Source organism: Ruegeria sp. CI5 (assembly GCF_056536885.1).
The window spans coordinates 617,451-643,435 of the sequence record NZ_JBQFQN010000001.1; the positions used below are offsets into that span (position 1 = coordinate 617,451).

At 59.6% G+C, this 25,985-nt stretch carries 22 protein-coding genes and 1 tRNA gene; 18 read left to right on the top strand and 5 right to left on the bottom strand.

Annotation, left to right across the window (positions count from 1 at the left end):
* Window position 1 precedes the first annotated feature (1 nt).
* The 11 genes from ACR0BA_RS03075 to ACR0BA_RS03125 all read left to right on the top strand — a co-directional run bounded on the left by ACR0BA_RS03075 (window position 2) and on the right by ACR0BA_RS03125 (window position 9,979).
* A complete protein-coding gene (locus ACR0BA_RS03075) occupies window positions 2–1,066 on the top strand; it encodes a methyltetrahydrofolate cobalamin methyltransferase (protein ID WP_170367140.1) in 1,065 nt (354 codons plus the stop codon).
* Between the two features lie 109 nt (window positions 1,067–1,175).
* Window positions 1,176–1,249: transfer RNA gene (locus ACR0BA_RS03080), tRNA-Gly, on the top strand.
* A 236-nt stretch (window positions 1,250–1,485) separates the two neighbouring features.
* The gene (locus tag ACR0BA_RS03085; protein ID WP_093962121.1) at window positions 1,486–1,668 is read left to right on the top strand and encodes a Flp family type IVb pilin; all 183 of its coding nucleotides are present in this window, start codon (window positions 1,486–1,488) and stop codon (window positions 1,666–1,668) included.
* Window positions 1,669–1,830: 162 nt separating this feature from the next.
* Window positions 1,831–2,655 (top strand): Flp pilus assembly protein CpaB, encoded by an 825-nt coding sequence (gene cpaB / locus ACR0BA_RS03090; protein WP_170363423.1) that lies wholly within the window; start codon window positions 1,831–1,833, stop codon window positions 2,653–2,655.
* A gap of 19 nt (window positions 2,656–2,674) precedes the next feature.
* Window positions 2,675–4,156: a pilus assembly protein TadG-related protein gene (locus tag ACR0BA_RS03095; protein WP_480726392.1), complete on the top strand. Its 1,482-nt coding sequence runs from the start codon at window positions 2,675–2,677 to the stop codon at window positions 4,154–4,156.
* Window positions 4,153–4,644, top strand: coding sequence for a TadE/TadG family type IV pilus assembly protein (locus tag ACR0BA_RS03100; protein ID WP_170338526.1), 492 nt, complete (start codon window positions 4,153–4,155; stop codon window positions 4,642–4,644). The genes ACR0BA_RS03095 and ACR0BA_RS03100 overlap by 4 nt, the downstream gene beginning before the upstream one ends.
* Before the next feature lie 14 nt (window positions 4,645–4,658).
* Window positions 4,659–5,279: a TadE/TadG family type IV pilus assembly protein gene (locus ACR0BA_RS03105; RefSeq protein WP_480726394.1), complete on the top strand. Its 621-nt coding sequence runs from the start codon at window positions 4,659–4,661 to the stop codon at window positions 5,277–5,279.
* An 11-nt stretch (window positions 5,280–5,290) separates the two neighbouring features.
* A complete protein-coding gene (locus ACR0BA_RS03110; protein ID WP_170359183.1) occupies window positions 5,291–6,496 on the top strand; it encodes a CpaE/TadZ family protein in 1,206 nt (401 codons plus the stop codon).
* 46 nt (window positions 6,497–6,542) lie between these two features.
* Window positions 6,543–7,937 (top strand): TadA family conjugal transfer-associated ATPase, encoded by a 1,395-nt coding sequence (locus tag ACR0BA_RS03115; RefSeq protein WP_480726395.1) that lies wholly within the window; start codon window positions 6,543–6,545, stop codon window positions 7,935–7,937.
* An 11-nt stretch (window positions 7,938–7,948) separates the two neighbouring features.
* The gene (locus tag ACR0BA_RS03120; protein WP_480726396.1) at window positions 7,949–8,977 is read left to right on the top strand and encodes a type II secretion system F family protein; all 1,029 of its coding nucleotides are present in this window, start codon (window positions 7,949–7,951) and stop codon (window positions 8,975–8,977) included.
* A gap of 15 nt (window positions 8,978–8,992) precedes the next feature.
* Window positions 8,993–9,979 (top strand): type II secretion system F family protein, encoded by a 987-nt coding sequence (locus ACR0BA_RS03125; protein WP_170359189.1) that lies wholly within the window; start codon window positions 8,993–8,995, stop codon window positions 9,977–9,979.
* A 75-nt stretch (window positions 9,980–10,054) separates the two neighbouring features.
* Here the strand turns inward: ACR0BA_RS03125 and ACR0BA_RS03130 are convergent, their stop codons facing one another.
* The 4 genes from ACR0BA_RS03130 to ACR0BA_RS03145 form a co-directional block, all read right to left on the bottom strand.
* Window positions 10,055–10,549, bottom strand: a complete 495-nt coding sequence (locus ACR0BA_RS03130) for an A24 family peptidase (protein ID WP_480726398.1) — start codon at window positions 10,547–10,549, stop codon at window positions 10,055–10,057.
* Window positions 10,546–11,379, bottom strand: a complete 834-nt coding sequence (locus tag ACR0BA_RS03135; protein WP_170367134.1) for a helix-turn-helix transcriptional regulator — start codon at window positions 11,377–11,379, stop codon at window positions 10,546–10,548. Before ACR0BA_RS03135 ends, ACR0BA_RS03130 begins: the two co-directional genes overlap by 4 nt.
* 273 nt (window positions 11,380–11,652) lie before the next feature.
* A complete protein-coding gene (locus ACR0BA_RS03140; RefSeq protein ID WP_480726400.1) occupies window positions 11,653–12,510 on the bottom strand; it encodes a class I SAM-dependent methyltransferase in 858 nt (285 codons plus the stop codon).
* A gap of 24 nt (window positions 12,511–12,534) precedes the next feature.
* On the bottom strand, window positions 12,535–14,577 hold the full coding sequence (locus ACR0BA_RS03145) for an ASKHA domain-containing protein (RefSeq protein WP_480726401.1): 2,043 nt from the start codon (window positions 14,575–14,577) through the stop codon (window positions 12,535–12,537).
* A 215-nt stretch (window positions 14,578–14,792) separates the two neighbouring features.
* Between ACR0BA_RS03145 and guaB the strand changes: the two genes are divergently transcribed.
* The 3 genes from guaB (at window position 14,793) to ACR0BA_RS03160 (ending at window position 19,826) form a co-directional block, all read left to right on the top strand.
* Window positions 14,793–16,241: an IMP dehydrogenase gene (gene guaB, locus ACR0BA_RS03150; protein ID WP_480726403.1), complete on the top strand. Its 1,449-nt coding sequence runs from the start codon at window positions 14,793–14,795 to the stop codon at window positions 16,239–16,241.
* A 28-nt stretch (window positions 16,242–16,269) separates the two neighbouring features.
* Window positions 16,270–17,430 (top strand): RsmB/NOP family class I SAM-dependent RNA methyltransferase, encoded by a 1,161-nt coding sequence (locus tag ACR0BA_RS03155; protein WP_480726405.1) that lies wholly within the window; start codon window positions 16,270–16,272, stop codon window positions 17,428–17,430.
* 104 nt (window positions 17,431–17,534) lie between these two features.
* Window positions 17,535–19,826 carry an ATP-binding protein gene (locus tag ACR0BA_RS03160; RefSeq protein ID WP_480726406.1) on the top strand — a complete coding sequence of 764 codons (2,292 nt, stop codon included), beginning with the start codon at window positions 17,535–17,537 and terminating at the stop codon, window positions 19,824–19,826.
* Here the strand turns inward: ACR0BA_RS03160 and ACR0BA_RS03165 are convergent.
* Entirely contained in the window at window positions 19,823–20,416 is a 594-nt protein-coding gene (locus ACR0BA_RS03165) for a gamma-glutamyl kinase (protein ID WP_480726407.1), read from the bottom strand. The genes ACR0BA_RS03160 and ACR0BA_RS03165 overlap by 4 nt on opposite strands.
* A gap of 306 nt (window positions 20,417–20,722) precedes the next feature.
* On the opposite strand from ACR0BA_RS03165, the gene recA reads away from it, so the two are divergent.
* The 4 genes from recA to ACR0BA_RS03185 all read left to right on the top strand — a co-directional run bounded on the left by recA (window position 20,723) and on the right by ACR0BA_RS03185 (window position 25,892).
* Complete coding sequence (gene recA / locus ACR0BA_RS03170; protein WP_170339099.1) at window positions 20,723–21,787, top strand: recombinase RecA; 1,065 nt, start codon at window positions 20,723–20,725, stop codon at window positions 21,785–21,787.
* Window positions 21,788–21,928: 141 nt separating this feature from the next.
* On the top strand, window positions 21,929–24,601 hold the full coding sequence (alaS, locus tag ACR0BA_RS03175) for an alanine--tRNA ligase (protein WP_480726409.1): 2,673 nt from the start codon (window positions 21,929–21,931) through the stop codon (window positions 24,599–24,601).
* A 1-nt stretch (window position 24,602) separates the two neighbouring features.
* Window positions 24,603–24,890 carry a DUF1330 domain-containing protein gene (locus tag ACR0BA_RS03180; RefSeq protein WP_093962104.1) on the top strand — a complete coding sequence of 96 codons (288 nt, stop codon included), beginning with the start codon at window positions 24,603–24,605 and terminating at the stop codon, window positions 24,888–24,890.
* A 378-nt stretch (window positions 24,891–25,268) separates the two neighbouring features.
* Complete coding sequence (locus ACR0BA_RS03185) at window positions 25,269–25,892, top strand: transglutaminase-like cysteine peptidase (RefSeq protein ID WP_170339104.1); 624 nt, start codon at window positions 25,269–25,271, stop codon at window positions 25,890–25,892.
* Window positions 25,893–25,985 lie beyond the last annotated feature (93 nt).

Genomic DNA, 25,985 nt, shown 5'->3' on the forward strand with positions numbered 1-25,985 from the left:
CATGACCCGTACAGTCGTAGAATCAAAGACCAAAACCGCGATCATCGGCTTCGATCAGCCGTTCTGCGTGATCGGCGAGCGGATCAATCCGACCGGCCGCAAGAAGCTGGCCGCCGAGCTGGAAGCGGGCGATTTCTCGACCGTCGAGCAGGACGCGCTGGCGCAGGTCGCGGCCGGAGCGACCGTGCTCGATATCAACGCGGGTGTGGTCTACAACTCGAACCCCAACCCGAACGAGACCGAACCGCCGCTGATGCGACAGATCGTCGAGCTGGTGCAGGGTCTGGTCGACGTGCCGCTGTGCATCGACAGCTCGGTTCCGGGTGCGTTGGAGGCCGGGCTGGAGGCCGCCGAAGGCCGCCCGCTGCTGAACTCGGTCACCGGTGAGGAGGACCGCCTGGAACTGGTTCTGCCGCTGGTCAAGAAATACAACGTGCCGGTCGTTGCTATTTCGAACGACGACACGGGCATTTCGGAAGACCCCGACGTGCGCTTTGAGGTGGCCAAGAAGATCGTTCAGCGCGCCGCCGACTATGGCATTCCGGCACACGACATCGTTGTGGACCCGTTGGTAATGCCGATTGGCGCGATGGCTACCGCCGGCCAGCAGGTCTTTGCCCTGGTACGCCGCCTGCGCGAGGAGCTGGGCGTGAACACCACCTGCGGTGCGTCCAACATCTCGTTCGGTCTGCCGAACCGTCACGGCATCAACAACGCCTTCCTGCCGATGGCGATGGGCGCGGGCATGACCTCGGCCATCATGAACCCGGTGGCGTTGCCGGTGACGCAGAAGAAGATCGCCGAGAAAAAGGCCGAGGTTGCGGCGGCGGGCATCATCCTGCCCGAGGGAATGGACGACGAAACCTTCGTTCAGATGTTCGGGCTTGGCTCGACCAAGCCGCGCGCCGGCAAAGAGATGGAGGCCATTCGGGCCGCCAACCTGCTGACCAACAACGACCCGCATGGCGGCGAGTGGATCAAGTACAACAAACCTGCCGATGCTGCAGGCACCGAAGGCGAGAGCGCACGTGGCCGCCGGGGCGGTGCTCGACGTCGTCGGGCCTGAGCAGGCTGCTTTGTCAACGGGCCGGGCAATCTGCCCGGCCTTTTTGTTTGCCGCGCTGATCGAAGCATCTTGAACTCTGCAAAGGACGGGTGATATTCAGCACCGAACGGCGGGTATGATGTAATGGTAGCCTGTCAGCTTCCCAAGCTGAACGCGCGGGTTCGATTCCCGCTACCCGCTCCAAGCACTTTGATATTGGCCCGCTTGAAGCTCAAAAGCTGAGCTGGACTCGGACTATTTCGCGCCAAAATCCCGCCACAAAAAAGCCAAAATGAACGAATTCTCGCGTTAAACGGGAAATCCTTTTCGTTTGTGGGGAGGTTTGCCAGATACGGGCTCGATACGATTTGAACTGACGGGGGAACCCTCGTTCCTGTGCGAAATTCGCACATTAATGAGTACAAACTGGAGTTCAAATCATGTCGAAGGCAATTCGTAGTCTTTTCATTCGTCTGCGCCGTGACGAGCGTGGCGCCACTCTTGTCGAATACGGTATCGCACTGTTCATCGCGATCGCTGTTGGCGGGACCCTGCTGACCGGTCTGGGCGGCACAACCAACACCAACTTCAATGACGCCAACACGGCTGCAACACGGCCGTAATCCTGCTGTTTTGGCCTGAGAAGCAACTGGTTTTCCGCCGCGAGGACGGCGGGAAGCCAGAACCAGCCCAGTCTCGGCATACAGCGTCCCGCGTGACGCAGTTTGGGCCTAGGACTGGCCCCACGTTTTCAGAATGACCGGCCCGGCTATTTGGAGGGACCTATGCGATTGAAATCCTTGATGATGACTATTCTTGGCGTGGGTCTGGCGGGTGGCGCCGTGATGATCGCGCAGGAGCAGCTGAGACGCAGCCAGGCCGCCGCTGATCCGACGATCGTTCGCGTGGTCGCAGCAGCAGAAGAGATCCCGTTCGGATCTCCGATTGAAGGTCACAAGTTGACCGCCATCGACTGGCCGGCGGATTCCGTGCCGGCAGGTGTGTTTACAAGTTTCGAAGATGTTCTGCCCACAGCAGGTGTCGATCCGCGACGCGCCAAGCGCGCGTTGGCGCAGGGTGAAATCCTTTTGGCATCAAAGGTTTCTGACTTCGGTGAGAAGGTCACCATCGTTCAGACCTTGGGCGAGAACAATCGTGCAATGGCTATCAATGTGGATGCGCAGACCGGTGTTGGCGGGTTCGTCACACCAGGTGACTTTGTTGATATCGTGCTGACGCAGGGCAAGAACGAGTCGCTGCGGGCGGTGACGATCCTGCAAAACATCCGTGTCATTGGGGTTGATCAGACGGCTGATGAAGATGTCGACCAGCCCGGGATTGCCCGAACGGTGACTGTCGAAGTCACGCCGGACCAGGGACAGCGGTTGGCATTGGCTCAGAAGGCCGGGCAACTCAGCCTGTCGCTGCGGTCCCTGCAAATCCAGGAAGACAAGCCATTGGAGGCCATCCGCCTCAGCGACATTCTGCTTGAAAAGTCGCCGGTTGCAGAGGGCGCGCCCAAGCCGATCGTGAAGGTGCGTCGGGGTACCACGGACGTCCAGGAAGTTCCTGTTGCCGGCAACCCCACGAATGCAACCGTGTCCAACTGATCGCTCGCGAGGTCTGTTCATGCCCACGTTGCGCAACATAAAGGACGACGAACAGGGGACCATTCTGGTTTTCGTCGGAATTTGCATGACCGTGATCGTTGGCATGGCGGCGTTGACCTTTGATCTTGGGCGACTGGCTTCTACGCAGACCGACCTGCAGGCTTATACCGATCACGTGGCTCTGGCCGCCGCCGGAGAACTGGATGGCGGCAGTGACGCGATCACACGCGCCACGGCTGCAGCAGCCGGAATGATCGAAGACTCCCAGTTCTTTGCCGAGGGCAGCCAAGATCTGGGGACGGCCGCAGATTATTCGCTGCGGTTTCTGTCGGGACTGCCCGATCCTGCCGCCGATCCGGATGACAATGATCCAGTCGATGGGTTTGTTACGACCGATCCCGCTCTTGCCGTTCTGGTTGAGGTGACCGCGACCCCTAGAACCGTTTTCCTTCCTTTCGGTCGGGCCCTCGCGGATCTGTTGGGGGTGACGCGCCCGGATGAGGATGTCGAGGCCGTCGCGATTGCGGGTTACACCCAATATGCCTGTGATGTGACGCCGTTGATGTTCTGCATCCCTCCCGGCTGGACAGCGAATGCAAACAAAGGGTCAACCATCAAGTTGCGCACTGGAGGTAACGGTGCCGCTTGGGGTCCGGGGAATTTTGGTTTCCTCGACCCGACGGACATCGGCATAAACCCCAACGGTCCTTGCGCGGGGCAGACCGGATCAAAACTCTATATCTGCCTGATCGCGGCGCATGGAAACCTGACGCAATGCGTGTCTCAGCGCGGTGTTGATACCGAGCCCGGTCAGCGCAATGGCATTGGCAGCGCAATCTACAATTCACGGTTCGATATTTTTCACTCGACGATGAGCAAGCTCAAGAATGATGAAGACTATGCGCCCGGACCGCAGGTCATCGCGGGCTGGGAAAACTCTGGCGGAAGCTGCCTGAAGAACAATCCCGAGGTTTCGACCGACTCGATGCCGTTTCCGCCCGACGATTGCTTCGCCGCCGGCACCTGCGCGCATGGGGGCCGTTTTGGGAACGGTGTCTGGACCTCCGGTAGAGCAGCTTATCTGGACATGAACTATGGCGACGGCCCCGCCAACGATCTGACGCCACACCCGCTGGGCAACCCGACTGGAAACACGCGATACGAAATGTATCTCGACGAGATCGCCAGGGCTGGCACGGGTGATGTGCTGTTCGGGCGCAGCGAGTCCGGTCGCCCGCAATGCGCGAGCACAACGCTGGACGACCCTGACCGCCGCACATTTATCGCAGCCGCCATAAACTGCGCTGCCAATCCGGTCGCGGGACGCGCGGAGAACGTTCCGGTGCAGGAGTTTGTAAAGGTTTTCCTGATCCAGCCGCTCGAAGAATCCTCGGGGACTGATTTTGACATCTATGTCGAGGTGGTCGAGCAGGTCGGCGGTGGAGTCGGTGGCAGCAGCGATGATGGAATCTTTCGCGATGTCGTGAGGTTGTATCGATGACTCGGCTCGTTCGGCATATCCGACGGTTGCGGTCGTGCGAGGCCGGCGCCCCGATGGTCGAGTTCGGGATCGTACTTCCGTTGATCCTGCTGTTCTTTGCCGTGATCATCGAAGGTGGGCGTATCACCTGGATTCATCAGGCAACGTCGGCCGGGGTGCGCGATGCCTCGCGTATGATCGCGCGGATCGCACCGTTGGACTTGTGCGCAGCGGGCGGAGTCGGCAGCTATGACGCTCTGGCCACGGACATCGTCCAAAACCAGTTGGGCGGTTCGTCGATCATGCCGCATGGCACAACCGTTATCGACGTCACGCCGCGCTGTATCTCGCGGGCTGGCGTGTACCGGATCAATCCGACTTCGGTGGTCGAGGTCACGGCTCAGATCCGGATCGAGTACCTTTTTGGAAACGTTTTCAGCCTTTTTGGGGCGGCGCTGGGGCCTCTCGACACCGAGATTTCGGACCAGAGCCGAGTGTTTGGGGTATGACGGGTAACCTGCATATGCTGCGCGCTTTTTGGCGACGTGAAAACGGATCGGCCCTGGTCGAGCTTGGCATGGTCGTTCCGTTGTTCCTGGTGCTCGTGTTTGGAATTCTCGAGTACGGACGGCTCTACTGGTCCACGACGATGGCGCAGAAAGCGATGCAAAAGGCCTCTCGGCTTGCCACGGTCGGGCCGCCACTGTGTGGCGCGATGCCAAACACGCACACGCTGGCCGGTGGCGCCCCCGCAACAACCAAGTTCGGCGCGCTGTGCCGCAGCGGCAGCATCTGCGCCACTCCGAACCTGCCGGCGCCGTGTCAGCTTGACGCATCAAGCGCCTATGGCAGCCGGATCTGGGACGAGATCGAAATGCTGCTGCCACCCGGGGCCACCGCGGCAAATGTGCAAATTACCTATTCGCACGATCCTCGTCTTGGTTTTCTTGGTGGACCCTATACACCGGTGGTTACAGCCGAACTGGTAAACCTGGACTACGATTTCGCGCTGCCAATTGGGCCGTTGGTCGCCCTTGCTGCTGGCAACCCTGCCATATCCGCCAGCAGCCCCAACACCATTTCAATCCCAACGATGAGCACATCCGTCCCGGCCGAGGATCTTGCCATCGGTGCCGTTGAGTAAGGAGAAGAGTCATGAGTGCCAAGCAGATTTCAGTGCTGTTGATTTCACCGGACGAAGAGATTTTCGCGGCAATCGAAACGTCGTTGGAGGGGCTGAGCAATTGCCGCTTTACGGGCCGCAAGGACACTGTCGCGCGGGTCAACGGGACGGCCGTTGCCTTGTCAGCGCGTCATGACGTGGTTCTGTTCGATGTGGATGACAGTTCGCCAGAGCTGTTGCAGACCGCAAAGCAGATTTGTGATGCGCGCATGCCCAATGCGATCATTATCGCCCTGGCGTCTGAAGATCTGCCGCTTGAGAAGGCCCGACAGCTCAAAAAGCTTGGAGTTGATGACGTGCTGCCGCGCAATGCAATCCATGAGGAGATCATTCCGCAGGTGGATGCGATCCGTGCCCGACGGCAGGCGCAGCTTCCCGCCGTTTGGGGTGGACAAGCCACACTTGGCAAGTTGATCGCGGTTGGCAAATCTCGCGGTGGCGTCGGATCGTCCTTGGTTGCCGCCAATATGGCGAACGAGCTTCAATCCAAGGCCGGCTTCCTGAAAAAGACGGCGTCGAACTCGGTTGCGCTGGTGGATCTGGACTTTCAGTTCGGCTCGATTGCTGCCTTGATGGATGTCGCCGAAAGCGACGCGATGTGGCGCATGGCCATGGAAGGCAGCATTCCCGACAGTGCCTTTTTGGAACAGGCGATGGTCAAGTCGCCCTGCGGGGTCGATATCCTGGCGGCTCCGTCGCGCTATGGTCCGTTGACTGCAATCAAGGAAGAGCAGATTTCGGCCATTCTGGATTCCCTCAAACGTACCCATGACTACGTCGTGGTAGATTTGCCGCGGGCGCTGGTGGAATGGATTACGCCCGTCCTGACGCAAGCTGACCGCCTATATTTGGTGACGGACGTTGCCGTTCCGTCCGTTCGCTCGGCCCGCAAGCTGATGGATTTCTACCAAGCGGAAAACCCAGCACTGGAAATTCAACTGGTCGCCAACCTTGAAAAGAAACCCATCATTCCGGCGGCGCACCACAGAGCGGCGGCAAAACTCCTTGAAAAGGACTTTGCATTTTGGGTGCCTCGCGACGAGCGCACAGTACGCGAGTCGGTCGATCGGGGCGTGCCGTTGGAAGATGTTTCATCCCGCGCACCGATGACACGCGCAATCCGAAAGCTGGCACACGAGACATGCCTGTCTTTGCCGCCTCGGGTCGGCCAGCACTGAGGCAGAGTGTTTCGGAATAGTTAAATATTTGCAGAAGGTTAAGTAGATGTTTCGAGAATTCGACCGACCAGGCCAGGAAAAACCGGACGCTTCGAAAGTTGTGCCGTTGGACACCAGGCAGTTTGCTCAGATCGGCAAGCCGGTTCATGGCTCCGGCGATGACCTCGTATTGATGCATGACATCCAGAACGATCGGATAGATCTCAAGGCACGACTGCATAACTCGTTGCTGGACAAGCTGAACCTCGCCGTTATCGAAAAGGTCGAGGAAGAAACACTGCGGGGTGAAATTGGGCGACATGTCACCGAACTGCTGCGCGCCGAAGGCCGTGCGATGCGCAGCGAGGAGGTCAAGCAGCTTGTCGAAGAGCTGATGCACGAGGTGCTTGGCCTGGGCCCGCTGGAACCGTTGTTGGCCGACCCCACGATCAACGATATCCTCGTGAACGGCCACACGCAGATTTTTGTCGAGCGCTCGGGCATCCTCGAAAAGACATCGGCACGTTTCCGTGACGAACGTCATCTGCTGCGGATCATCGACAAGATCGTCAGCCGGATCGGTCGCCGTATTGATGAACGGCAACCGTGGGTGGATGCGCGGTTGGAAGATGGCAGCCGCGTCAACGCGATCATTCGGCCCTGCGCACTGGACGGGCCGGCGCTTTCCATTCGAAAATTCTCGCGGGTTCCGCTGACGATGGAACGCCTGATCAAGAATGAGGCCTTGAACGAAAGCGCGGCCAAACTGCTGCGGGGATTGGTTGAAGCCAAGATGAACGTGCTGATCTCGGGCGGAACCGGATCGGGCAAGACCACGATGCTGAATGCATTGTCGTCGTATATCAGCCCTCGGGAGCGGATCGTCACGATTGAAGACGCGGCCGAACTTCAGCTTCAGCAGGAACATGTCTTGCGCATGGAAACGCGGCCTGCTGGCCTCGACGGTACTGGCGCCGTTGCCCAACGAGACCTTGTGCGAAACGCGCTGCGGATGCGTCCGGATCGGATCATCATCGGCGAGGTGCGCGGCTCCGAAGCATTCGATATGTTGCAGGCGATGAATACCGGCCATGACGGGTCGATGACGACGGTACACGCCAACAGCCCACGCGATGCACTTTCCCGGGTCGAGCAGATGGTGCAAATGGGCGGGCTGGAGCTGCCGCATGCAGCAATCCGCGCGACTATCGCTTCGGCAATTCACTTTGTTCTGCAATTGAACCGCCTGTCTGATGGTACCCGCCGTGTCACCTCGATTGCCGAGATCACCGGCATGGAGGGCGATATCGTGACCATGCAGGACATCTTCGTCTTCAAACGTGAAGGCAAGGACGAGGCCGGCAACATCCTCGGGCGCTTCATGCCGACCGGTATCCGACCGAAATCCAGCGATGCGCTGGCGGCGGCGGGTGTCGACCTTTTATCGATCAAGTTCAACTGAGGGACCCGGCCATGTTGGAAGATCTCAGATCCTTCTTTTCGACGCACAGCATAGACTCGTTGATCGGACCAGAGATGGAAGTGGGCGGTTACGATGTCCGCTTTGTTCTGTCACTCTTGATATTTCTCGGCGCCCTGATTGCCTTCGAAGGGGTCCGTCAGCTTTTGAAGCGCGGAGAAAACCGGGAAGAGGCGATAAACCGGCGCATCCAGATGCTGAACCAGGGAAAGACTGGCGAGGACGTTCTGGAATTGCTCAAACCGCGGGAGAGCAAACCTCTCATGAAGTCGTTTCCGCTGGTCGGCGACTTGCCGGGTGCCCTTGCGGCATCGGGCCTGCAAATGGTGCCGGAAATGTTCCTGTTGGGATGTGGCGGTGCTTTTCTGGTTTCGGCAATCGGAGGCTCACTGGTGGCCAACCCACTGACGGTCATACCTGTGAGCGCTGTGTGCTTCCTGTTGGCCCCGTTGGTCTACCTTGGCGCCAACCTCAGACGGCGCAAGGCCGCGCTGATCAAGCAATTGCCGGATGCGTTGGACCTGATGTCGCGTGGGTTGAAGGTCGGACATCCGTTGAACACGACCTTGCAGAGCGTGGCAAACGAAATGCCCGATCCGATCGGAACTGAATTCGGTCTGGTCGTGGACCAAGTCGCTTATGGGGAAGAGTTGACGACCGCCATTCGCAACATGGCAGACCGGGTAGATGAAGAGGATATCCAGTACCTCTCGGTCGCGCTGACGATGCAGCATGGCACTGGTGGCGATCTGGCCGGCATTCTGCGGACATTGGCGCGCGTCATCCGTGCCCGCATGTCTCTGCGGCGCAAGATCAAGGCCATTTCTGCCGAGGGTCGGATGACCGCCTATATCCTGTCGTTCATTCCTGTCGGGATTGCCCTCGTGATGACGGTCATGACGCCGGACTATTACGGAAGCGTGGTGCAATACCCGATTTTCTGGCCCGTCATGAGCGTCATTTCAGCGGCCATCGTTCTGAACGCCATCGTTTTGTTCAAGCTTGTCAATTTCCGGATCTGAGGGAGGGTTGTCGAAATGGAAATCGTGAACTCGCTACTCGACACTGGTCTTTTTTCCCAACTCATGATCCTGGGCGTTGTTGCCGCCGGCGCGATCGTTGCATTCTTTGGGATATCATCGTCGCTCGGCGATCGATCCACAGCGGCCGAACGTATGCTGCCCAAACGAACAAGGGGCCAGAGCCTTGCACGTCTTGTGCCGGAAAAGGTGGAGGGCGATACACCGACCGGGCTGAGCGCCGCACTTATCCCCAGCGATGCAAGTGTCAGGTTTGAAGTTGGCCAAGTGCTTGCGCGCTCAGGGTTTCGCGGCCGGAATGCAATCGCCAATTTCTATCTGATCCGTTTGGGCTTGGCGACGTTTCTGCCGCTTGTCTTTCTTGTCCTCATGTCTTGGCAGCCTGCGTCCAGTATCGGCGCCACGATCAACGATTATGTGTCTGGTCTGAATTCATTTCAGATCTTGCGGAACCTTGGCATCCTCTGCGGCATCGGGTTCTTCATCCCCCAGCTTTGGATGAGCGCTCGGATCAAGGAGCGTAAACGTCGGATGGAGAATGCGTTCCCGAACATGCTGGACTTGCTCCAGATTGGGATCGAGGCGGGAATGGGCTTTGACCAGGCGCTTCTCAAAGTTGCAGTGGAAATGCAGACTGTATCGCCCGAAATGTCCGAGGAAATTCTGATTGCACTGAGCGAGATTCAGGCCGGGCGCGACCGTGAAGTTGCGTTGATGAGAATGGCGCGCCGAACGGGGATCGACGAAATGAGTTCGTTCGTGAGCGTCGTCCTCCAGTCGTCCCGGTTCGGCGTCCCGTTGTCGGCCGCCTTGACTACGTATTCCGAAGAAATGCGCGAACTGAGAGAGCTTCGCGCGCAGGAGAAAGCCAACAAGTTGCCGGTGCAGATGTCCGCGGTCATGGCGAGCCTGATGTTGCCCTCGATCGCGGGGCTGATCCTTGCACCGATCATCATTCGATACGTCGAAACCTTCGTGAAATGACGTTGTTTTTGTGGGTGCGGCGCTCCCGGGTCCACACGAGGTCAACTGTGCGTCCCCGACTTGGGTCGCGTTCTTTCAGGCGCTGTAAAGCAGCATCGACCAGCCGGCCAGGATCAGGCCCGAAAGGCCTATGGCAATCCCAAGAGGAAACTCGCGTCCGCTGAGCGTTGCTGCAAGCTTTCCTGTCGGTTGTCGGACGAACAGGCGCAGCAGGGTCAAGCTGGTCAGTCCAAACGCCATCGCGGCAGAAAGCAGCAGCATATATGTCGAAAGGGCTTGGGTCGGTATCGCCAGGAAGACCACCGGTAGCATTTTGGCGTCTCCGCCCCCCAGCCAACCGGCGGCGAAAAGGGCAAAACAGATCCCAAAGCAAAGCCCGGCGGCAATCAATCGCAATCCAATTTCATGCAAACCGAGGGCAGGGGACCCGACCAGAAACAGGGCAACCCCTATCAGGCAGTACAGGTTCGGTATCCGGTATTCGGTTAGGTCCGTCCACGCCACCGCTACAAACAGCGGCACCATCAACCACAGAGGTACCCAGATATGCCAAGGCAGATCAATCATCATGCGCGTGCCTGATTGTGTCTGCCGTGCAAGGCTTCGCGTTCTTCGATCGAAACCAGCCGTCTGGCCAACATGTGGAAGTTCTCCATTCCTGTCTTGCCGTAGATATGCTTGAGATGCGTTCTCACAGTCGCGGGACCAATCTCGAGCTCGGATCCAATAGACTGTTGCGACAGTCCCCGGGAAATCAGAACGCAGACCCGCCATTCGGCCCGTGTCAGGCCCGCTGGGTTTTCGAGGCTCATCAGCGGCGCGTCATTCACCGCCCTTTGGATGGTCGTTACGGATTGGCGGGAAATTGCTTCCGTAATCAGACCGGCGCGTCTGTTGCGGTAGATTTCGGAAATTTCGGGTGCGACTGTCTCTATCGCTTCGCGCCAGCCGGGTTCGAGACCTTTGGCGAAATGCAGCTCCAGAAAATCGATTTCGCAGCCTTGGTTGTCGAGACAGACGAACAGGATATCGTGCAGCTTGCGGTGCGAGATCCAGTCCAGAACAACGGCAGAAAACTCGTTTACGGGTTTCCCGTGATCCTTGAGGCTGAAGACGACACCTTTCTTTGGCTTGCTTGCAAACGGACCAATCACGTCATTCGTGAAGGAAAGAAAAAGCGGCCGACTTATTGTCGTGTCACGGGTATCTGCGCGCGCAGCTACTCGGCTGCCAACTTTATTGAGCCAGACACGGCTGAGGGTACCGCAATCGGCTCCAAACGCGTTGACAACTTCGGTCAACGCAGCGTCCAGAACCACTCCGCCCTGGCTCCATTGAATGAAATTGATCAATGCGCGTGTGTGTTGCGTGTTCGGTAGCCACGCACCTGCACGGCCCATCCCCCTGTCCATGTAGCACCAACTGGTAAACGTCTTACTCACTAAAGCGAGCCGGTTCAGCGGCTTCTGTAGATTTGAATTACTCTGCCCAATACATTCATATTTTACGATTTTTACGCAAAAATCACCAAGAATCTTATTAAGTTTCCGGATGGGGAGAAAAACACACGAAAAAAAGCAGACAATTAGGCTCAAAAGGCTGAAAAGAGTTGACAATCAGAAACAATAACAGTCAGCGGGTGTGATTGGCCAAGGGCGACACGCTCTGGTATTTCAGGAGGGCTTACGGGCCTGAAAGACGTTGATGACTGCCGGGATGCCAAACCCATCTGCCGTTTGAAAACTCGAAAACTCCTGGGCCACGGCGCTCTGGATTTTTCGTTCGTCGGCCTCATCGCTTTCAAAATGCGCTATCACGCGCGCAGCCGGCCCGACCCGGGTGCAAAGCTCGGCGGTGGCCTCCACCGATACAAGCCCCGGCAGTCGGAGGCTTACAGGGTTGGCGTAGATGTCATCCAAACCCGCCATTGCCATCATCCCGGTCACATGGTCGATGTCATGAAAGGCCAGTGGGCCGGGTGCGTACCGACCATATTTTGGCGGGTGGCCCAGATGCGATGTGGCGGCCATGTGGGGAATCCTGAACCAGGGATTGTCAGCCAGAGGTCCCCATGCGGCAAAAGTCATTTGTCCGCCGGGGGCCAGAGCCTTGGCGATGTTGGCGAACGCCGCAACCGAATCCTGAAAGAACATGACACCGAACCGCGATATCGCAGCGTCGAACGCGCCCTCGGGGAACCGGGCGACCTGAGCGTCGACGCATTGGAAATCGACGTTTTCAACACCCGCGGAAAAGGCCCTTTCCTGCGCTCGGCTTAGGAACGGCTCAGAAATGTCGCCGCCAAGAACATGGCCCTGCGGTCCGACACGCTGGGCGGCCGCGATGGTGCTGGCGCCGGTCCCGCAGCCGATGTCCAGCACGCGCATTCCGGGTTCCAGTTCGGCCTGATCCAGAACGAGGTCCAGAACCGGGGCCAGCATGTGGTCCAGTTTGTCCTCAAAAGTCAGCCACTTGGTGCCGGATTCGGAGTTGCCCCAGTATTCAGCCTGATCTTCGTTTGCTGTTTGCATGGGGGTCCTCCGCAGTTTTTCGGACTATGCCTTTCTGCGGCGACGGCGGCCAGTTTTTTCCGCATCGCCTCCGGTGTTGAAGGACGGAGCGGGCAGGGTGACGATCTTAACCAGTTCCGGGAACGGGTCGGTCTTGTGCGGAATCGCGTTGGCGGCGACGAAATGCTCCTGGAATTTCGGCTCGATCGCGGTTTCGACCTTGGTGATCTCGCGCACCACGCGTTCGATCTCGGCCCGGGCGGCGATGTTGCACAGCGCGATGCGTGCGCCGGTGCCGGCGGCGTTGCCCGCGCTTTGGACCTTGTCCAGCGGCGCGTCGGGGATCATGCCCAGAACCATCGCGTGTTTGGTCGAGATATGGGCGCCGAACGCCCCGGCCAGCACTACGCGATCCACACGGTCCACGCCCATCTCGTCCATCAGCAGCCGCGCCCCGGCATAGAGCGCGGATTTCGCCAGCTGGATCGCCCGGATGTCGCCCTGTGTCACGGTGATGCGCGGGCCGCCCTCGGCGCTGGCATCATGGATCAGGTAGGAATGGGTGCGCCCCTCGGGGATGCAGCGGCTGGTTCCGGTCTGCTCGGCCGAGCCGATCAGGCCGCTCTCGTCCAGCAGGCCGGCCATGCGCAGTTCGGCCACCGCCTCGATGATGCCCGACCCGCAGATGCCGGTGATGCCGGTGGTGGCGATGTCGGCGTCGAAACCCTCTTCGTCCGACCACTTGTCCGAGCCGATCACCCGGAACCGGGGTTCCTTGGTCACCGGGTCGATCTGAATGCGCTCGATCGCGCCGGGCGCGGCACGCTGGCCCGAGCTTATCTGCGCACCTTCGAAGGCCGGTCCGGTAGGCGAGGAACAGGCCAGCACGCGGGTCGTGTTGCCCAGCAGAATCTCGGCGTTGGTGCCGACGTCCACGATCAGGACCAGATCCTGCGACTTGCCCGGCTCTTCGCTCAGCGCCACGGCGGCGCAGTCGGCCCCCACATGGCCCGCGATGCATGGCAGGATGTAGACCTGCGCACGGGGGTTCATCGTGGTCAGTTCCATCTCGCGCGCGGGCAGCGAGACGCTTTCCGATGTGGCCAGCGCAAACGGCGCCTGGCCCAGTTCAACTGGATCCAGGCCCAACAGCAGGTGGTGCATGACCGGGTTGCACACGAAAACGGTTTCCACGATCAGGGCCGGGTCGATCCCGGCCTCGTCGGCGATCGAGGTGACCAGATCGTTGATCGCCTCACGCACGGCTCGGGTCATTTCCTGATCACCACCGGGGTTCATCATCGCGTACGAGACGCGGCTCATGAGGTCCTCGCCGAACCGGATCTGCGGGTTCATCAGGCCCGACGAGGCCTTCACCTCGCCGGTTTCCAAGTCGGTCAGATGCGCGGCGATGGTGGTCGAGCCCAAATCGATGGCCAGCCCGTACAACCCGCCTTCATGCAGGCCGGGCCAGATTTCAACGATGCGCGCCACGCTGTCCTTGTGGCCCTTGTGCAGGGCGACCGTGACCTCCCACTTGCCCTTGCGCAGGGTCGGCTGCAGTTTGGACAGAAGCGACAGGTCGGCGGTGACGGCGTCGATCTGCCACTGCTCGCGCAGCGCACGCTCCAGCCGTTCAAGATCGCCGGTGGGCGAGTGCATGTCGGGTTCTTCGACCACCACGAAATACAGGCGCGTGGCCGGGTCCATGGTAATGGCCCGCGCGGCGGCGGCCTTGCGCACCACCTGGCGGTGCACCTGGCTTTCGGGCGGAACGTCGATCACCACGTCACCCTGAACGGTGGCCTGACAGCCCAGCCGCCGGCCCGGTTTCAGCCCGCGCTTGTCGTCATAGCGCTGCTCGACCGCGTTCCATTCGCTCAGCGCGTTTTCGCGGACCGTGACGCCGTGTTTGGGAAACTCGCCATAGCTGGGCGTGATCTGGCATTTCGAGCAGATCCCGCGCCCACCGCAGACCGAATCCAGATCGACCCCCAGTTGCCGGGCCGCCGTCAGGATCGGAGTGCCAACGGGGAAATGTCCGCGTTTGCCCGAAGGGGTAAAGACGACAAGGGGATCGGTGGTCATGACGGATGCCTTTTTGGTGTTCGCGCGTATGGCGGCAAGATATGGGTTTCGCGGCAAAGGGAAAGGCCAATCCGCGGCAGGTTTTGCGCGGCTTGCGTCGTTTTCCGCGCCATCACGGCGGTTTGTGGGCGAACAAGTTGGGGCAGGGGCTTTTCCTTTGGTCGAAACCATGCAATAGGGTCACCGCCAAACGGGGTTTTGCATGGGGTTAGCAGATGCAGATTCGTGAGGCACTCACCTTTGATGACGTTCTTTTGGTTCCGGCGGCCTCGTCGGTGCTGCCGGCAACGGCGGACACGTCCACGCGCGTGACGCGCGAGATCACCATGAACATACCGCTGCTCAGCTCGGCCATGGACACGGTGACCGAGGCGCGGATGGCCATCGCCATGGCGCAGGCCGGGGGCATCGGGGTGATCCACAAGAACCTGACCGTCGAGGAGCAATCGCGTGAGGTGCGCCGGGTCAAACGCTTCGAATCCGGCATCGTCTACAACCCCGTCACCCTGCGCGCCAATCAAACGCTGGCCGATGCCAAGGCCCTGGTCGAGCGCTATAACTTCACTGGATTCCCGGTGGTGGATGACGACGGGCGCGTCGTAGGCATCGTGACCAACCGCGACATGCGTTTTGCCACGTCGGACGACCAGCCGATCCGCGCGATGATGACCACGGACAATCTGGCGATGCTGCAGGAACCGGCCGACCTGGAAGAGGCAAAAAGCCTGATGAAGGCTCGCCGGATCGAAAAGCTGCTGGTCGTCGATGGATCGGGCAAACTGACCGGTCTGCTGACCTTGAAGGATACGGAACAAGCGGTGCTGAACCCCACGGCATGCAAAGACCATCTGGGTCGGCTGCGGGTTGCGGCGGCCACGTCGGTTGGCGATGCTGGCTTTGAACGGTCCGAGCAGCTTGTCGACTCTGGTGTCGACATCATCGTGGTCGACACGGCGCACGGCCATTCCCAAGGGGTGCTGGACGCGGTGAAGCGGATCAAGTCCCTGTCGAACGAAGTGCAGATCATCGCGGGCAACGTGGCAACGGGCGACGCGACCAAGGCCCTGATCGATGCCGGTGCCGACGCGGTGAAGGTCGGGATCGGGCCGGGCTCGATCTGCACCACGCGCATGGTGGCCGGTGTCGGCGTGCCCCAGTTGACGGCAATCATGGATTGCTCGGCTGCGGCTGGTGACGTGCCGGTCATCGCCGATGGCGGCATCAAGTTCTCGGGCGATTTCGCCAAGGCCATCGCGGCGGGCGCGTCCTGTGCCATGGTCGGCTCGATGATCGCCGGCACCGATGAAAGCCCGGGCGAGGTGATCCTGTATCAGGGGCGCTCGTTCAAATCCTATCGCGGCATGGGCAGCCTGGGCGCGATGGCGCGCGGCTCGGCCGATCGTTATTTCCAGAAAGACGCCGCGAATGACAAGTTGGTGCCCGAGGGGATCGAGGGACAGGTGCCCTACAAGGGCTCGGCCAGCGCCGTCGTTCATCAACTGGTCGGCGGTCTGCGTGCGGCCATGGGCTATACCGGCTGCGCGACTGTTGATGAAATGCGCCGCAATTGTCAGTTCGTGAAGATCACCGGAGCGGGTCTGAAGGAAAGCCACGTGCATGACGTGCAGATCACACGCGAAAGCCCCAACTACCGCGTGATGTGACGGTTTCCGTCGGACTCAGGACCTCGACATGACCCCAGGCGCGCGCGTTCAGGCCGCTATCGAAATCCTAGACGATTTTCTGGGCGGAACTCCCGCCGAGAAAGCGTTGACGGGCTGGGCGCGGCGCAGCCGTTTTGCGGGATCGAAAGACAGGGCGGCGATCCGCGACCATGTCTTTGACGCGCTTCGGCATCTTCGTTCTTACGCTGCGATCGGCGGTGCAAGGACCGGGCGAGGCCTGATGTTGGGCGCTCTGCGGTCCCGGGGCCAGGACCCGGTCGATCTGTTCAACGGAGTTGGTCACGCCCCAGACCCCGTCACGGCGGACGAGGTCGGACGTCCAATCGATACGGAAGCCGAGCAGTTTGACATACCCGAGTGGCTTTGGCCGGTCTTCGAGCGGTCGCTTGGTGAAAATGCCAGAGAGGCCGCCGCCGCGCTGCAATCACGCGCTCCGGTTCACCTGCGGGTCAATCTGGCCCGCACGAGCATGCAAGAGGCGGTGGATGCACTGGCGCGGGAAGGGATTTCCACTGCGCCGCACCCGGCCTGCGAGACGGCGCTTGAAGTCGTCGATGGTGCCCGGAAGGTTTCGCAATCCCAAAGCTATCGTGACGGCTTGGTCGAGTTGCAGGATGCGGCGAGCCAGGCTGTCGTTGCTGCATTGAACCTAAGACCCGGCATGAGGGTTCTGGACTATTGTGCCGGGGGTGGCGGCAAGGCGTTGGCCATGGCCGCCTCTGGCGGTGTCGAAGTCTTCGCCCATGACGCCAACCCCGGGCGCATGCGTGACCTTCCTGACCGAGCACGACGGGCGGGAGCGCGCATTTCCATCCTGTCTACGGATGACTTGGAAGAACACGGCCCGTTTGACCTGGTGCTGACTGACGCCCCCTGTTCCGGGAGCGGCTCGTGGCGGCGCGCACCTGGGGGCAAATGGGCATTGACGCCCGAGCAATTGACCCAGTTGCCTCAGACACAATTGTCCATTCTGGACGCGGCCGCACCCCTCGTCTGTGATGACGGTGTATTGGCCTACGCCACCTGTTCGATGCTGGATGTCGAAAACAGAGGCGTCATAGACACGTTCCTGTCGGCGCATCCGGAATGGCAATGCACGTTCAGCCGATTGTGGCAGGTTGTACACGGCACCGACGGCTTCTATTCCGCCCACTTGACGCGACGCTGATATGCTGAAAACAACTTAAAGGAGAATATCCGCTGGATTTCTTAAGCGGATATTAACTCTTTGTGCCACGATATGCCGTGGATTGATTTTGAATCGAGTTGTTGATGACCGAGGTCGCTCAATTTACGCCAAGCTTGACCGGACGACATTTTCCGAGTTGGTCGCGGGCCATTTCTCTGGTCGGTGTCGCGCTTTTGTTGGTCATTCTCGCCCAACTCTTTCCGATCTCACCCCAGTTGGTTTCGGGCCTGCTGGCGGTTGGAGGGTCTTTTCTGGCCGTTGGCGCGTTTGTTCTGTTGCGCGGATGGTTCTCGTACCGCGTTGACAAACAGGCGCAGACCATACTCGCGTCGTTTCTGGAAAAAGAGCCCGCTCCGGGTTTCATCACGGATGCCAACGGGCGGGTGCTGATCGTGAACTCCGCAGCGCGGGACAAGTTCAACGCCTCGACAGGCGCAAGGCTGGACATGTGTTTGCAGTCCGTTTTCGCCAATCCTGCGGCGATACTGGTTCGGATGCAGTCATTGGCGCAAGTCGAAGGGCGCGCGGCAGAAGACATCGTGACAAAGGGCACGACAATTCCAGTTCTGGCGATCGACCTTGGCGATGATCTGTACCTGTGGCGGATCAAGGCCTCGGGTCGGCAACCCTGGGCGTCTGCTTCGCTTCCAATCGTGACGCTCGGGCGAAACGACGTGGTCCTGAACATGAATGCCGCCGCCGAGGCGATGCTCCGAGGCAGCGAGGTTGGCGCGGCCGAGGCTCTGACGCCGGAGGTCATATCAGGTGAAACGGTTCTGCGCGTGCCTGCTCAAGAAGGTTCGCGGCGGGTACTCTTGTGCGAGGTTCAAAAAACCAGTGCGGGCCGGGATATAGCGCTGGTCGTGCTTGACGACGCGCCTGCAGATCAGTGGACCACGACTTTCGCCGACGTGCCGGTGCCCATGATGCACCTCGCTCCAGACGGAGAGATTCTGGATGCCAATCGATTGGCACGCAAGCTGATCGGTGATGTTGAACTTGGTCAGACCAATATCGACACAATTCTGAGCGGGTTGGGGCATCCCTTGCGGGACTGGCTGCTTCAGGTTGCCGCGTGCGATGGGCCACCACGTTCCGAATTCCTGCGGCTGGGTGGAAAGGACCGAGAGGTCTTCGTGCAACTGACCCTGACCCGCATCGTCAAGAACGGTGAGGTGCGCCTTGTTGCCGTGCTGAACGACGCGACCGAACTCAAGACGCTGGAGGCTCAGTTCGTCCAGGGGCAAAAGATGCAGGCAGTCGGGCAGCTGGCGGGCGGTGTGGCGCATGATTTCAACAACCTGCTGACCGCCATTTCCGGACATTGCGACCTGCTGCTGCTGCGCCATGATCAAAGTGATCCGAACTACGGCGATCTCGTCCAGATAAACCAGAATGCCAACCGGGCCGCTGCGTTGGTCAGCCAGTTGCTGGCCTTTTCCCGAAAACAGACTCTGCGACCCGAAGTACTGGATCTGCGCGATACCATTTCCGACCTGATCCACTTGTTGAACCGCCTGGTGGGCGAGAAGGTTAAGCTGATCCTCAGTCATGATCCGGTTCTCAAGCCCGTTCGCGCAGACAAGAGGCAGTTGGAACAGGTCATCATGAACCTGGTGGTGAACGCGCGCGATGCGATGCCCGACGGCGGAGAAATCCGTATCGAAACCGAGGTGTTTTCTTTGACCGAGCCGCTGATGCGGGACAGGGCGACCGTTCCGGTGGGTGAATATGTTTCGGTCAAGGTCATCGACAGTGGCGTCGGTATTCCGTCAGACAAGCTGCAGAAGATTTTCGAACCCTTCTATACGACGAAACGGACAGGCGAGGGGACCGGGCTGGGTTTGTCGACGGTCTATGGCATCGTCAAGCAAACCGGCGGCTTCATCTTCGTGGACAGCACCGAAGGGCGTGGGACCGAGTTCAACGTCATGCTGCCGGTCTGCTTGGCACGGGACCCCGAGGTTGCGATTGAACCGCCGGCACAACCCGAGCCGAATGCGCATCAAGGCGAAGGTGTCGTTTTGCTGGTCGAGGATGAGGCACCGGTACGCGCCTTTGCCACCCGTGCCTTGCGCCTCAAGGGCTATACCGTCTTTGAGGCGGGCTCGGCCGAGGACGCGTTGCGCATTCTCGAGGATCAGAACCTGCACGTCGACGTCTTCGTCACGGACGTGGTCATGCCCGGAATGGATGGTCCAACCTGGGTTGCCAAGGCGCTGGAAAGCCGGCCCGATGTGCGGGTGGTCTTCATGTCGGGCTATACCGAAGGCGCGTTTGGGGATGCTGGGCCCGAGATCAGACACTCGACCTTCCTGCCCAAGCCTTTTTCACTGACACAATTGACCGAGGCGGTGTTTCAGCACCTCAATTAACGCGCCTGCTGATGCAGACGAAACTCGGCGGCATGAGCCTTGCGGAATGTATCCAAGGTCTGGTCCGAAAGTATCAGTTCCCGCTTGGGCGATACATTTTCGCGGGTCAGATCGATCCGGGCGTTCAGTCGATCTTGAAGGAAGTTCAGAATCCCGTCCTGGTGTTCGTAGCGAAAGATATGCGAAGCACCGGCGCCGTTGCTGCGGGTCCGAAAGAACTCAGTTTGACTGCCGACATCGGCAAACGCGGGACGGGGCGACTGCATATAAGCTTGGACAAACTTGTCGAAAGACATGCCGTCGGTCGAATGCGGGTGGCCCGTCAATTCGGTACGCGTCCTGTACCGATACCAGCTGCCCAGCCAATCGACGGGTTCGCGCACGACGGCCATGATTTCCATTTCCGTGTCGTACATCTTGCGGAAAATGTTCTGGAAGAAACGGTCGTAGCGACGCACCGGCGCATGTTTCAGATCCGGTGGGCCCGACACCACGATATCCGCCCGGTCCCGCAACGCGACCTGATAGGCGGTGCTTCCGGTTTTGGGCAGAGACAGAAGCGCAAGGCGTTCCTTGAAGAAGATCAGCATTTTATGTCTTTCCTGCGCCGAAGGCTGTCGTGCCGCATGATTGTCCGCCTCAGCCGCCGAGGTCAATTGCTTCCGCACAAAATCGCCAGCCTGTGCAAGCAAAGTTTCATTGCAAAGACAGAGCCTTGGGCATGATTGAGCAGTTTCGAGATCAGAGTAAACGACTCTTTAACCTCTTCGTCGAATGGTAAGGAATGAAAGTTTTTGTTGAAATGTTCTCTTTTTGATCTCATAAGGAACAAGAGGCGAACAAAGCAGCGATTGCCGCCCGGTGATGGGTGTGACAAAAGGGAAGGCGACAGGACAATGGCGGATCTTCTGACAATGAACGACAAGAAAAACCCCGACAAGCAAAAGGCGCTGGACAGCGCGTTGGCGCAGATCGAGCGGCAGTTCGGCAAGGGCTCGATCATGAAACTGGGCGATGGTGCTCGTCAGGAGATCGAAGCCAGTTCGACTGGTTCACTTGGACTGGATATCGCCCTTGGCATCGGCGGACTTCCGATGGGTCGGATTGTCGAAATTTACGGCCCAGAAAGCTCGGGCAAGACGACCCTGACCCTGCATTGTATCGCCGAGCAGCAGAAACGCGGCGGCGTCTGTGCATTCGTCGATGCGGAACACGCGCTGGACCCGCAATACGCCCGCAAGCTTGGGGTGGATCTGGACGAGCTTCTGATCTCGCAGCCCGATACGGGTGAACAGGCGCTGGAGATTACCGATACGCTGGTGCGTTCCGGGGCGGTCAACATGGTCGTGGTGGACTCGGTGGCGGCGCTGACGCCGAAATCCGAGCTGGAAGGCGACATGGGCGACAGCAATGTGGGTGTGCAGGCCCGGCTGATGAGCCAGGCGATGCGCAAACTGACCGGCTCGATCGCCCGCAGCAACTGCATGGTGATTTTCATCAACCAGATCCGCATGAAGATCGGCGTCATGTTCGGAAGCCCGGAAACTACGACCGGGGGCAACGCCCTGAAATTCTACAGCTCGGTCCGTCTGGACATCCGCCGCATCGGCGCGATCAAAGACCGCGATGAGGTGGTCGGCAACCAGACCCGCGTGAAGGTGGTCAAGAACAAGGTGGCCCCGCCGTTCAAGCAGGTGGAATTCGACATCATGTATGGCGAGGGCATCAGCAAGATGGGCGAACTGCTGGATCTTGGCGTCAAAGCCGGTGTGGTCGAAAAGTCCGGCTCGTGGTTCAGCTATGGGGATGAGCGGATTGGGCAGGGGCGTGAAAATGCCAAGCAATACCTGCGGGACAACAGTCGGGTTGCGCTGGAAATCGAGGATAAGATCCGTGCCGCGCACGGACTTGATTTCGACATGCCGCCTGCGGCGGATGAGGATGATATTCTCGAAGCCTGATCGGAAGATCCGAGAGAACACTGGCAAGGTGATCCTTCGGGTTCACCTTGTTTCGTTTGCGGTGCAGCAATCCTGTGGACTATCGGCGGGCAGGGGGCTAAACCGTCGCGATAGATCATGAATGCGCGCTGAGAGAGCCCAATGCCCACGCTGAACGATATCCGCTCAACCTTTCTGAACTACTTTGCCAAACAAGGGCACGAAGTGGTCGCGTCGAGCCCGCTTGTGCCGCGCAACGACCCGACGCTGATGTTCGTTAACTCGGGCATGGTGCAGTTCAAGAACCTGTTCACCGGCCTTGAGACCCGCGACTACACACGTGCTACCACGGCGCAGAAATGCGTGCGCGCCGGCGGCAAGCACAACGACCTGGACAATGTCGGTTACACGGCCCGCCACCACACGTTCTTCGAGATGCTGGGCAACTTCTCGTTCGGCGATTATTTCAAATCGGAAGCGATTCCGTTCGCTTGGGAGTTGATCACCAAGGAGTTCGGGATCGACAAGAACCGTCTGCTGACGACGGTCTATCATACCGATGACGAGGCGTTTGAAATCTGGAAGAAAGTCGGCGTCCCCGAAGACCGGATCATCCGCATCGCCACCAGCGACAATTTCTGGCAAATGGGCCCGACCGGTCCCTGCGGCCCCTGTACCGAGATCTTCTATGATCACGGCGACCACATCTGGGGCGGACCTCCGGGATCGGCCGAGGAAGACGGTGACCGGTTCATCGAGATCTGGAATATCGTTTTCATGCAGAACGAGCAGTTCGAAGACGGCTCGATGCGTGAACTGGACATGCAGTCGATCGATACCGGCATGGGTCTGGAACGGATCGGCGCGTTGCTGCAGGGCAGCCATGACAACTATGACACCGACCTTTTCAAGACACTGATCGAGGCCTCGGCCGAAGTCACGCATGTGGACCCCTACGGCGATCAGAATGTGCACCATCGGGTAATTGCCGACCACTTGCGGTCGACCTCTTTCCTGATTGCTGACGGGGTCATGCCCTCGAATGATGGTCGCGGTTATGTCCTGCGCCGGATCATGCGCCGGGCCATGCGCCACGCGCATCTTCTGGGCGCCAAGGATCCGGTCATGCACAAACTTGTTCCGACACTGGTTCAATTGATGGGCGCGCAGTATTCCGAGCTGGGTCGTGCTCAGGCTCTGATCGAAGAGACGTTGTTGTTGGAGGAAACCCGGTTCAAGCAGACGTTGGACCGGGGGCTCAAGCTGCTGGATGACGAAGTGGCGGGCCTGCCGGACGGGGCGCCGCTGCCCGGGGATGCCGCCTTCAAGCTGTATGACACCTATGGCTTCCCGCTTGACCTGACCCAGGATGCCCTGCGCGAAAAAGGTCGGACGGTTGATACCGATGGGTTCGACACCGCCATGGCCGAGCAGAAGGCGAAGGCGCGCGCCGCCTGGGCTGGTTCGGGCGAGGCAGCAGATCAGGCGGTCTGGTTCGACATACTGGACGCAAGCGGTGCGACCGATTTTCTGGGCTACGAAACGGAAATGGCTGAGGGCCAGGTTGTGGCCCTGGTGGTCGAAGGTGACCTTGTGGACCGTATCGAGCAGGGCGGATCCGGCTGGGTGGTCGTAAACCAGACACCCTTCTACGGCGAGGCTGGTGGCCAAGTTGGCGATTCCGGCAGCATCCGCCGTCTTGAAGATCGCACCCAGAGCGCGACGGTCGAAGACACCCGGAAGTTCGCGGATGGCAAGGTCTATGCACACAAGATCGTCGTGGACAGCGGTGCGATCGCCAAAGGAGATGCCGTCGAGCTCGAAGTTGATCACAACCGGCGTTCGGCCATCCGAGCGAACCACTCGGCGACCCACCTGCTGCACGAAGCGCTGCGAGAAACCCTTGGCGATCATGTTGCACAGCGCGGATCGTTGAATGCTGCCGACCGTCTGCGGTTTGATTTCAGCCACGCCAAAGCGCTGACACAGGCTGAGTTGCAGACCGTGGAACGCGAGGTGAATGAGTTCATTCGTCAGAACTCGACGGTCGAAACCCGTATCATGACCCCGGACGATGCCCGCGCCTTGGGGGCACAGGCGTTGTTCGGTGAGAAATACGGCGACGAAGTCCGGGTCGTCTCGATGGGCAAGGCCCAGACCGGCAAGGGCCATGACGGCCAAACCTGGTCGATCGAACTGTGTGGCGGTACGCATGTGCGCCAGACAGGAGATATCGGGACCTTTGTCATTCTGGGTGACAGTGCAAGCAGCGCGGGCGTGCGTCGGATCGAAGCTCTGACCGGGGACGCTGCATTGCGGTACTTGACCGAGCAGGATCGGCGCCTCGGTCAGATTGCTGCCGAGTTGAAGGCGCAGCCGGATGATGTCGTGGATCGCATCAAAGCTCTGCTGGACGAGCGCAAGTCGTTGCAGAACGAAGTGGCGCAGCTGCGCCGCGATCTGGCGATGGCCGGTGGAGCCGGTCAAGGCGGCGGCGCGGAGGCCAAAGAGATCAACGGCGTCAAGTTCCTGGCACAGGCTCTGAATGGTGTGTCGGGCAAGGATCTGCCGGCCCTCATTGATGAGCACAAAGCGCGGCTTGGATCGGGCGCCGTTCTTCTGATCGCGGACACAGGCGGCAAGGCTGCAGTCGCCGCCGGTGTCACAAGCGACCTGACGCAGTCGATATCGGCCGTCGATCTGGTCAAGGCCGCCGTGCTGGAACTGGGCGGCAAGGGCGGCGGCGGGCGTCCCGACATGGCGCAGGGCGGTGGTCGCGATGCCGCCAACGCCGCGGCGGCCATCAAGGCCGCGGAAGAGGTTTTGGGAGGATAAGATGCCAGCACTCTGGATTGCACATGTCACGGTTACTGATGCCGAAGCTTATGGCAAATACGCCGAGCTTGCCGGCCCGGCCATTTCCAAACATGGGGGCACGTTCATTGCCCGTGCAGGACGCTATGTCCAACTGGAAGGCAAAGAGCGGCCCCGCAATGTCGTGGCGAAGTTCCCGTCGGTTGAAGCCGCCGTCGCCTGTTACAACTCGGCTGAATACCAAGAAGCCCTGAGCCACGCCCGGGGCGCAAGCGAGCGCGAATTGCTGGTCGTCGAAACGACCGAGTGAGAATCAACCGGATCCGGTCTTGGATTGGCTCCGGAACCCGCTTTGGGTGACGCAACGTCAGCCAAAGTTGCGACGCCGATCCTGTAATTGGGCCGATAGTGTTCCGGTGATCACGTCCCGCAACAAAAATTCCCTAATACTTTCAATGGGTTGAGCTTTTTTGTGGCGGCGAAACCATGACGTTCTACCTCTAATTGTGTCAGGCTTCGCCATTTTCTTGCGCGGAAAAGGTCATATTGAGTTACGAATTTCCGCCGTTTTTTGCCGACAACCTGACCGAGGATTGCCAGAGCCAGTCTGTTAACGGATAGTTTCCAAAAGCAGAATATGGTCCTCAGAAGCGGCAGTCAGTCGAACGTATGGGATCGAGGGACAGGCATGAAACGGGTTTTGGACAGGCTCAACACAGTGGCAAGTCGCGCGGCCAGCAAGGCCACATTGGCTCTGGGTGTGTTGGGAGTGATCGGCGGTGCCGTTCTTGCGACAGGACAAGCCAGCGCTTCAGAGACAGCTTTCATTTCGGGGTTTTCGGCTTCGCCACCGCCGTCGGGCGCACGGACCTTGTGCCGCCAGTATGCTTGGGCTTGTGCGAACAAGAAGTCGGTTTCGCTGCCCAGCCATCAGGAATTGCGACTGGTCAAGCAAATCAATGCCCAGGTCAATGCGACAACGCGTGAGGTCACGGACCAAGTGCAGTACAAGACGCGGGAGCGTTGGGCCCTGCCAACATCGCGCGGCGGTGATTGCGAGGATTTTGCGCTGCTGAAAAAGCGTGACCTGATCAAGGCTGGCATTGATCCCAACAAGCTTTTGCTGGCGACCGTTTTGGACACCCGCCGCGGCCCCCACGCGGTTCTGGTTTACCGCTCCAATCAAGGTGATCTCGTGCTGGACAACCTGACCAATCGGATCAAACCCTGGTCGGCCACACGCTATTTGTTCCTGCGGATGCAGGACCCGAAACAACCCCAGCGTTGGGTGGGGATCTACGGGCGGAGCTGAGAAGCAACAGAGAATTTAAGTTTCTTGGAGCCTCCAGCAAAAAAGGGCGATGAATTCATCGCCCTTTGTCATTTGTATGCCAGATTGCCATTG

Bases quoted from the DNA above. Each gene is read 5' to 3' on its own strand.
- ACR0BA_RS03075 (WP_170367140.1), top strand. From the start codon at position 2: ATGACCCGTACAGTCGTAGAATCAAAGACCAAAACCGCGATCATCGGC.
- ACR0BA_RS03085 (WP_093962121.1), top strand. From the start codon at position 1,486: ATGTCGAAGGCAATTCGTAGTCTTTTCATTCGTCTGCGCCGTGACGAG.
- cpaB (WP_170363423.1), top strand. From the start codon at position 1,831: ATGCGATTGAAATCCTTGATGATGACTATTCTTGGCGTGGGTCTGGCG.
- ACR0BA_RS03095 (WP_480726392.1), top strand. From the start codon at position 2,675: ATGCCCACGTTGCGCAACATAAAGGACGACGAACAGGGGACCATTCTG.
- ACR0BA_RS03100 (WP_170338526.1), top strand. From the start codon at position 4,153: ATGACTCGGCTCGTTCGGCATATCCGACGGTTGCGGTCGTGCGAGGCC.
- ACR0BA_RS03105 (WP_480726394.1), top strand. From the start codon at position 4,659: ATGCTGCGCGCTTTTTGGCGACGTGAAAACGGATCGGCCCTGGTCGAG.
- ACR0BA_RS03110 (WP_170359183.1), top strand. From the start codon at position 5,291: ATGAGTGCCAAGCAGATTTCAGTGCTGTTGATTTCACCGGACGAAGAG.
- ACR0BA_RS03115 (WP_480726395.1), top strand. From the start codon at position 6,543: ATGTTTCGAGAATTCGACCGACCAGGCCAGGAAAAACCGGACGCTTCG.
- ACR0BA_RS03120 (WP_480726396.1), top strand. From the start codon at position 7,949: ATGTTGGAAGATCTCAGATCCTTCTTTTCGACGCACAGCATAGACTCG.
- ACR0BA_RS03125 (WP_170359189.1), top strand. From the start codon at position 8,993: ATGGAAATCGTGAACTCGCTACTCGACACTGGTCTTTTTTCCCAACTC.
- ACR0BA_RS03130 (WP_480726398.1), bottom strand. From the start codon at position 10,549: ATGATGATTGATCTGCCTTGGCATATCTGGGTACCTCTGTGGTTGATG.
- ACR0BA_RS03135 (WP_170367134.1), bottom strand. From the start codon at position 11,379: ATGGGCCGTGCAGGTGCGTGGCTACCGAACACGCAACACACACGCGCA.
- ACR0BA_RS03140 (WP_480726400.1), bottom strand. From the start codon at position 12,510: ATGCAAACAGCAAACGAAGATCAGGCTGAATACTGGGGCAACTCCGAA.
- ACR0BA_RS03145 (WP_480726401.1), bottom strand. From the start codon at position 14,577: ATGACCACCGATCCCCTTGTCGTCTTTACCCCTTCGGGCAAACGCGGA.
- guaB (WP_480726403.1), top strand. From the start codon at position 14,793: ATGCAGATTCGTGAGGCACTCACCTTTGATGACGTTCTTTTGGTTCCG.
- ACR0BA_RS03155 (WP_480726405.1), top strand. From the start codon at position 16,270: ATGACCCCAGGCGCGCGCGTTCAGGCCGCTATCGAAATCCTAGACGAT.
- ACR0BA_RS03160 (WP_480726406.1), top strand. From the start codon at position 17,535: ATGACCGAGGTCGCTCAATTTACGCCAAGCTTGACCGGACGACATTTT.
- ACR0BA_RS03165 (WP_480726407.1), bottom strand. From the start codon at position 20,416: ATGCTGATCTTCTTCAAGGAACGCCTTGCGCTTCTGTCTCTGCCCAAA.
- recA (WP_170339099.1), top strand. From the start codon at position 20,723: ATGGCGGATCTTCTGACAATGAACGACAAGAAAAACCCCGACAAGCAA.
- alaS (WP_480726409.1), top strand. From the start codon at position 21,929: ATGCCCACGCTGAACGATATCCGCTCAACCTTTCTGAACTACTTTGCC.
- ACR0BA_RS03180 (WP_093962104.1), top strand. From the start codon at position 24,603: ATGCCAGCACTCTGGATTGCACATGTCACGGTTACTGATGCCGAAGCT.
- ACR0BA_RS03185 (WP_170339104.1), top strand. From the start codon at position 25,269: ATGAAACGGGTTTTGGACAGGCTCAACACAGTGGCAAGTCGCGCGGCC.